Here is a 6,342-nt window from a genome sequence, read left to right as displayed (position 1 = left end):
AAACTCCGGTTACTAATGGTTTTGGCTAAACACAGATATTCCATTTAGCTTTATTGATGTTGGTTATCTACTCCAAAATATTGGTTTAAAGGGTCTGGAAGTAGTTTTGAAACAAGCTCAATTATATTCGTCTTTCAAGAACTATTTTAATATATGTCTTTTGGCTTTGCAGAAAAGGCTAAAAAGTATTGGAAAACATGGGCTGCGAAACAAAAAGAATATAAGGCTGAGAAGTGGAAAAAACGCAGGGTTGAGAAATGAAACATCTGAGGCTGAAAAGAAGCCTGAAAAGCTCATTCCTGAATAGCAAAGACAGGGTCAGTTTTCATGAAAATTGTTATAGAAACTCCAAAGTACAGTTTCTGGAAATATAACAGGACAGAAAAAGGCTATGAAAGGGCTTTCTTTTCCCCCCTGCCCACATTTTTCAATTACGGCTTTGTAGAGGGAACAGAAAGCGCTGACGGAATGGAAGAAGATGTTGTGGTGCTTGGGCCCCGCCTGCCGAGAGGAAGCACACTGGAAAGGGACGCTTTTGACGGAATCGTAAAATTCCTGGACGATTCTGTAAGGGACGATAAGAAAATCGTATACATCAGCGGGTTTCGCTCTCCTGTCCTGCTAGCTTATTATTTCAGGCTTTATGCACTGTTCAAAATCTTCCTCTATGCTTTCCGGGAGGGAAAAATTGCAGCGTGCAGGTTTGAAGGAATCGAATTCCGGAACTTACGCTGACATTTTAGACCTATGTCCTTACTTTTAGATTTATACCTTTACTTTTAGATTTACATCTTTACTTTTAGACTAACACTCTTACTTTTAGACTCTATCTTTAATTTTAAACTCACACTTTTAATCCGTTTCAAGTCTCTCTTCCAGTATAACAATACGTGCGCCTGTGGCACTTGATTTTACGGACTGGATACCTTTCAGGCAGCCTTCTTTGCTTTTATAGCTCCGGCTTACGGCTATAATCTGCCCGTTTCTCGCCCTCAACCTGAAGTGATATCCCCCCACTTCATCCGCATATACTTCAAATTTTGACATTTTCCCCCGATTTATAAAAAGCAGTTATAAAATCAACCTTAAGATTTGTAATATATTTGAGATTACTTGTTAAAATAATGTTCTATGTTGAATCTGATGGAATTCAATTAGAATCCTGATTTACAAAAAAGTTAAAGATGAATTCTCAGTAGGTTCTGTCTAATAATTATATAAATTATGCATATAAAATATTACAGATTTACCCAGTCTTATTTCTTCATAGGATAACTTAGAAAAGTACTAATAATTTAAAGAAGCTTAAAAAAGGGGTGCTTTAAATATGCCTTTTCATGTAATGCTGATCCCGACCCTTGGTTGCCCCGCTAACTGCAGTTATTGCTGGAGTTCCGAAGAAAAGTCCCCGATAATGAGTCTCGAGACCATAAAAGAAGTGGTTGAGTGGCTTAAAGTTTTCAGAGGAGATTCGGTTACTTTTACTTTCCACGGCGGGGAGCCGCTCCTGGCAGGGGCAGAATTTTACAGGGAAGCATTGCCGCTTCTGGTTGAGGGCTTGAGCCCCAGGAAAATAGCTTTTGCAATACAGACAAACCTCTGGAAAATGACTCCTGAGATAGCCCAGATTTTTGCGGAATATAATATTCCCATAGGCTCCAGCCTTGACGGCCCAAAAGAACTTAACGATCTGCAGAGGGGAAAAGGATACTACGACAAAACTATGAAAGGCTATGAAATTGCCAGGGACCACGGACTTGGTGTAAAGTTTATTACCACTTTCACTTCTCACTCGATAAAATTTAAAGAAGATATTTTCAATTTTTATCTTAAGGAAGGTTTAACTCTTAAGTTCCATCCCTGCCTGCCTTCCATAAAGGGCGAAAATCCTGAGAAATGGACACTTGACCCGAAAGAACACGGAGAACTCCTGCTCTATCTGCTTGACAAATATCTGGAAAACCTGGGCCGGATTGACGTTATGAATATTGACCACATGTGCAAATGCGTATTCACAGGCAGAGGCACGGTCTGTACTTACGTTGACTGCATGGGAGATACTTTTGCAGTCGGCCCTGAGGGAAACATATATCCTTGCTACCGCTTTGTAGGAATGCCCGAATACGTCATGGGCAATGTTTATGACCGCCCTACCATGGCAGACCTTGCCCAATCCGAAGCCTGGAAGCAGATGTTCAGATTTAAAGAATATGTGGATACAGCATGCGGGAAATGCGCCCATATCAAATACTGTAGAGGCGGATGCCCTTACAATGCCATAGTACCCACAGACGGTGAAGTAAAGGGCGTTGACCCTCACTGCATTGCCTATAAGATGATTTTTGATGAAATAAACAAGCGTGTCAACGAGGAAATGTTCGGTGAGTCCTCAGGGATGGACAGTATGTTTATGCCCCAGACCATGCAACCTTCAAAACCCGGAATAATGTCCCTCATGCTTAAGAAACTCTAAGAACCGGAATTAAACGGGAGTTGAGTTACTCGGGGAGTAATGTTACCCGATCTCCTTTAACCGGCCTCAAATAACTCTATTCCTTATTTTTAAGACCTTTTTCGTTTTTAAGAGAGTTTATATAGACCCATTTTCTAAACTAAGCATATGGAAGAGGGTAAAATCAAGAACACAATCACAAGAAGTTTCGAGCTTCAGGATTACAGGATAGAAGGAAGCGAACTTTCCGGTTTCTGGGCGGATTTAACGAGCAAGGAAGAATTGATAGTTGAGGTAAATTACAGCCCTGAAAACAAGAAAACATTCAGTCCTGAAGAAGTAGAAAAGCTTGTCCTGAAAATCCGTAATAAATGCGACAGCTTTGAGGCTCAACTTCCCGAAAATATAAAATGCGAACTTACCTTCAAAAACTTCGGGGAAAAAATTTACAAAACCGGCCAGCCTGATTTTGAGCTGGAACCCAGGGAACTGGAAGAACTTCAGGTTGCTTACCGGTTTTATGTTGAGTATTATGTTTAATTCGATCTAATTACAGTTTTTAATTAGATTTTTAGAGTAAACGGCTAGAAACTGTCAAAATAAGAATGGACAAAAAGAAAAAAAGAGAAGGATTAGTTCTCTTTTCTACGCTGTGTAATGAACAGCAGTCCGAGTATTGCAGCAACTGGAAAAGCCAGTGTGGGGAATTCCGGGATCTGGGAATCGCCTGCAAAGAAAGCACTTCCATCAGCAGTTCCTTCACCTGTGCCAGTATTGGTAGTCCAAGCAACATGAGCAGCTACTTCAAAACCAGCAGCATTCTCAGGAATATCTTCATTATCTATAAAAGTAACTACTACTCTAGTTGCCTTTGATCCTGGACTATGAAAAACAGAAGCATATTTCCCAACACCGTCTACCTGCGCATCACTATCTTTAAAATTCCAGTAAACACCTAAACTGTCCAGGACATTATAGGCTCCACCTGTTGTTACATCCACTTTAGAAAGAGGGCGATTAAAACCTATTTCATCTATCCTTGCTGAAATTACAGATGCACCTTTAGGTTCCGCCCAAATCGTTAATGTATTACCACTGTAAGTTGCATAAACACTCACTGCATCGGTAGCTCCTGGAGTGTTAGAAAAATCCAGTTCTTCTGCACTCGCAGAGCTGACCGCAACTAGTAAAAACAACAGAACTCCAACAATAATATATTTTATTTTCATCATCAAACCTCCTTATCGAAACTAAACACATGTTTTTCTGAGACTTTTACATCCTATGAGGTCATCGAAATTTACCACTATATTCCGTAGTAGTGACTACAGTTAATCGAAAATCTCATAAATATTAAAAAAGTCTTATCTTTCTTATATTAGTATAAACAGATAAACTTATTTAGTTTGATATACTTTAGACTGTATAATTCTAACGATCAAAATAATAAACAGCGGTAGCCATTGAATTAGAAATTAATCTCGAAGAAAATGAAGATTTAGCTTTCGGAATAATTTCCATATTCTATAAACCTGTATGTAAAAAAATATCATGGGACATTATTTGACTTTTGAGCCTGATTCCTGCAAGATCTGACTGGATAGATTTCTGATAGGATGAGACTGAAATAAAGGACAGTTAATAAAAAATGAAAGAAGATGCAAAAAAAGACATAAAAGACAGAAAATGAGGGTAGAAAAAGGAAGCTGGAAAAAAGGAGAAGAAGTAAGAGCAAAACAAAAAATTTATATAACCCTCTCAGGCTACCTTTATCTCTTTCTCCAGCTTCTTTATCAATTCCCTTACCTGAATTGCCCTTTCGAAGTCCAGCCTATCGGCAGCTTCTCTCATCTCGGCTTCCAGTTCGATAATCATTTTAGAAATATCGGTTTTCGGGATGTGTTTGGTGTCGGTAATATCCACAACCTTTTCCCTTATGGGTTTTATGATGGTTGTCGGGACGATGCCGTGTTCCTTGTTGTAGGCAATCTGCATGGAGCGGCGGCGTTCGGTTTCATTAACGGCTGTTTTGATGGAATCGGTCATATTGTCGGCGTACAGGACAACCTTCGAGCTGGCGTTCCGGGCTGCGCGGCCTATAGTCTGGATCAGGCTCTTTGAGTTTCTCAGGAAACCTTCTTTATCCGCATCCAGGATGCCGATGAAGCCCACTTCCGGAATATCAAGCCCTTCCCTGAGCAGGTTAATCCCGACAAGGACATCGAATTTGCCAAGGCGGAGTTCGCGGATAATCTCAGTCCTTTCCATCGTTTTGATATCCGAGTGCAGGTAGCGGGCTTTGATTTCGTTCCTGGCAAGGTACTCGGTCAGTTCTTCAGCAAGTTTTTTTGTCAGGGTGGTCACAAGGGCACGATCACCCTTTTCCACGATCTTCCGGATCTCCTGCATAACATCCCTGACCTGCCCTTCAAGAGGGCGAATTTCTACTTCAGGGTCAACAAGGCCTGTAGGGCGGATAATCTGTTCCACTATTTGGACGGAGTGCTCCCTTTCGTAATCTGAAGGGGTTGCCGAGACACAGATCACATTTTTCATATACTTTTCAAATTCATCGAACTTCAGAGGCCTGTTGTCGTAGGCGCTGGGAAGCCTGAACCCGTAATCGACAAGGCTCTTCTTTCTTGAGCGGTCCCCATTATACATCCCGTGAAGCTGCGGAATGGTCTGGTGGCTCTCATCAATGACCAGCAGGAAATCTTCAGGGAAATAGTCAAGCAGGCAGAAAGGTTTCTCTCCCGGCTTGCGGTGGTCAAAGTGCCTGGAATAGTTTTCAATGCCCTTGCAACTCCCGGTTTCCTGAATCATTTCCATATCATAAAGCGTGCGCTGCTTTAGCCTGTGAGACTCAAGCAGCCCGAGTTCGGGGAGATGGGCTTCAAGCTCTTCGAGAATGGACTGAATCGCACTTTTTTGCTCCTCCTCAGGAATAACATAGTGCCTGGCAGGATAAACGAAGAAATAGTCCAGATCTTCCGTTCGTTGTCCGGTCTGCTTCTCTACCTCGGAAATCTTATCAACCTCGTCTCCGAAAAGCTCGATCCGGATAATATTATCAAAGTATCCGGGAATAATATCAATGGTTTCCCCTTTTACCCTGAAACGGCCTGGCATAAGCTCAAGGTCGTTCCGTTCAAACTGGATCTCAACGAGCTTTTGCAGAATTTCTTTTCTCTGGACCTTATCTCCGACCTTTAATTCAAATCCCATCTTCTGGAAGTTTTCAGGATTGCCAAGCCCGTAAATACAGGATACGGACGCCACCACAATAACATCCTGGCGTGACATCAGGGAAGCGGTGGCAGCAAGCCGCATTTGCTCGATCTTCGGGTTGATCTGGGCATCTTTTTCAATATACTGGTCCTTAGCAGGAAGATAGGACTCAGGCTGATAGTAATCGTAATAGGAGACGAAGTACTCCACCCTGTTTTCAGGGAAGAACTCCCTGAATTCGTTATAGAGCTGGGCGGCAAGGGTTTTGTTATGGGCAATAACAAGGGTCGGTTTCCTGACCTGGTTTATGACGTTTGCCACGGTATAAGTCTTCCCTGACCCGGTCACCCCAAGCAGAGTCTGGAACTGATTTCCTTCTTTCAGCCCCTCCACAAGTTTTTCAATTGCCTGCGGCTGGGAGCCCTTGGGCTCAAAATCGGAAACCAGCCTGAACTGCGGGCTGTCCCGATATCGGGCATCATGTATTGATTCTGAGATTTTTTGAGCTAAAGTCTGGGATGTTTGATCGGAAGAATTCATAAAGTCAAGACCCTTAATATTGAGTATGTAGTTTATCAAGTACGTAAACATATTATTAAATGTATAAATATATAATTGTGTAGATAATTAAGGAATTCAGGATTTTTAAGGGATGAGGG

General features: G+C 41.8%; 6 protein-coding genes. 3 read left to right on the top strand and 3 right to left on the bottom strand.

The window, feature by feature from the left end; translation table 11 throughout:
- Nucleotides 1-327 precede the first annotated feature (327 nt).
- Nucleotides 328-735, top strand: coding sequence for an inorganic diphosphatase (locus tag ACPK8D_RS12590; protein WP_424718203.1), 408 nt, complete (start codon nt 328-330; stop codon nt 733-735).
- Nucleotides 736-852: 117 nt separating this feature from the next.
- Here ACPK8D_RS12590 and ACPK8D_RS12585 read toward each other — a convergent pair whose 3' ends face one another.
- Complete coding sequence (locus tag ACPK8D_RS12585) at nt 853-1,047, bottom strand: YegP family protein (RefSeq protein WP_424718202.1); 195 nt, start codon at nt 1,045-1,047, stop codon at nt 853-855.
- A 280-nt stretch (nt 1,048-1,327) separates the two neighbouring features.
- Between ACPK8D_RS12585 and ACPK8D_RS12580 the strand changes: the two genes are divergently transcribed.
- A complete protein-coding gene (locus ACPK8D_RS12580) occupies nt 1,328-2,473 on the top strand; it encodes a TIGR04083 family peptide-modifying radical SAM enzyme (RefSeq protein ID WP_424718201.1) in 1,146 nt (381 codons plus the stop codon).
- Between the two features lie 147 nt (nt 2,474-2,620).
- Complete coding sequence (locus ACPK8D_RS12575; RefSeq protein WP_424718200.1) at nt 2,621-2,992, top strand: hypothetical protein; 372 nt, start codon at nt 2,621-2,623, stop codon at nt 2,990-2,992.
- Nucleotides 2,993-3,084: 92 nt separating this feature from the next.
- Here ACPK8D_RS12575 and ACPK8D_RS12570 read toward each other — a convergent pair whose 3' ends face one another.
- On the bottom strand, nt 3,085-3,681 hold the full coding sequence (locus ACPK8D_RS12570) for a PEF-CTERM sorting domain-containing protein (protein ID WP_424718199.1): 597 nt from the start codon (nt 3,679-3,681) through the stop codon (nt 3,085-3,087).
- 529 nt (nt 3,682-4,210) lie between these two features.
- Nucleotides 4,211-6,223 carry an excinuclease ABC subunit UvrB gene (uvrB, locus tag ACPK8D_RS12565; protein ID WP_424718198.1) on the bottom strand — a complete coding sequence of 671 codons (2,013 nt, stop codon included), beginning with the start codon at nt 6,221-6,223 and terminating at the stop codon, nt 4,211-4,213.
- Between the last annotated feature and the right edge of the window lie 119 nt (nt 6,224-6,342).

Origin of the sequence: Methanosarcina sp. (assembly GCF_049706645.1) — an archaeon.
Taxonomy (GTDB): domain Archaea; phylum Halobacteriota; class Methanosarcinia; order Methanosarcinales; family Methanosarcinaceae; genus Methanosarcina.
The sequence above is the reverse complement of the archived record's forward strand: the minus strand, read 5'-3'. Positions and strand labels throughout refer to the sequence as shown.

Coding starts and splice junctions, on each gene's coding strand:
- ACPK8D_RS12590 (WP_424718203.1), top strand. CDS start 328: ATGAAAATTGTTATAGAAACTCCAAAGTACAGTTTCTGGAAATATAAC.
- ACPK8D_RS12585 (WP_424718202.1), bottom strand. CDS start 1,047: ATGTCAAAATTTGAAGTATATGCGGATGAAGTGGGGGGATATCACTTC.
- ACPK8D_RS12580 (WP_424718201.1), top strand. CDS start 1,328: ATGCCTTTTCATGTAATGCTGATCCCGACCCTTGGTTGCCCCGCTAAC.
- ACPK8D_RS12575 (WP_424718200.1), top strand. CDS start 2,621: ATGGAAGAGGGTAAAATCAAGAACACAATCACAAGAAGTTTCGAGCTT.
- ACPK8D_RS12570 (WP_424718199.1), bottom strand. CDS start 3,681: ATGAAAATAAAATATATTATTGTTGGAGTTCTGTTGTTTTTACTAGTT.
- uvrB (WP_424718198.1), bottom strand. CDS start 6,223: ATGAATTCTTCCGATCAAACATCCCAGACTTTAGCTCAAAAAATCTCA.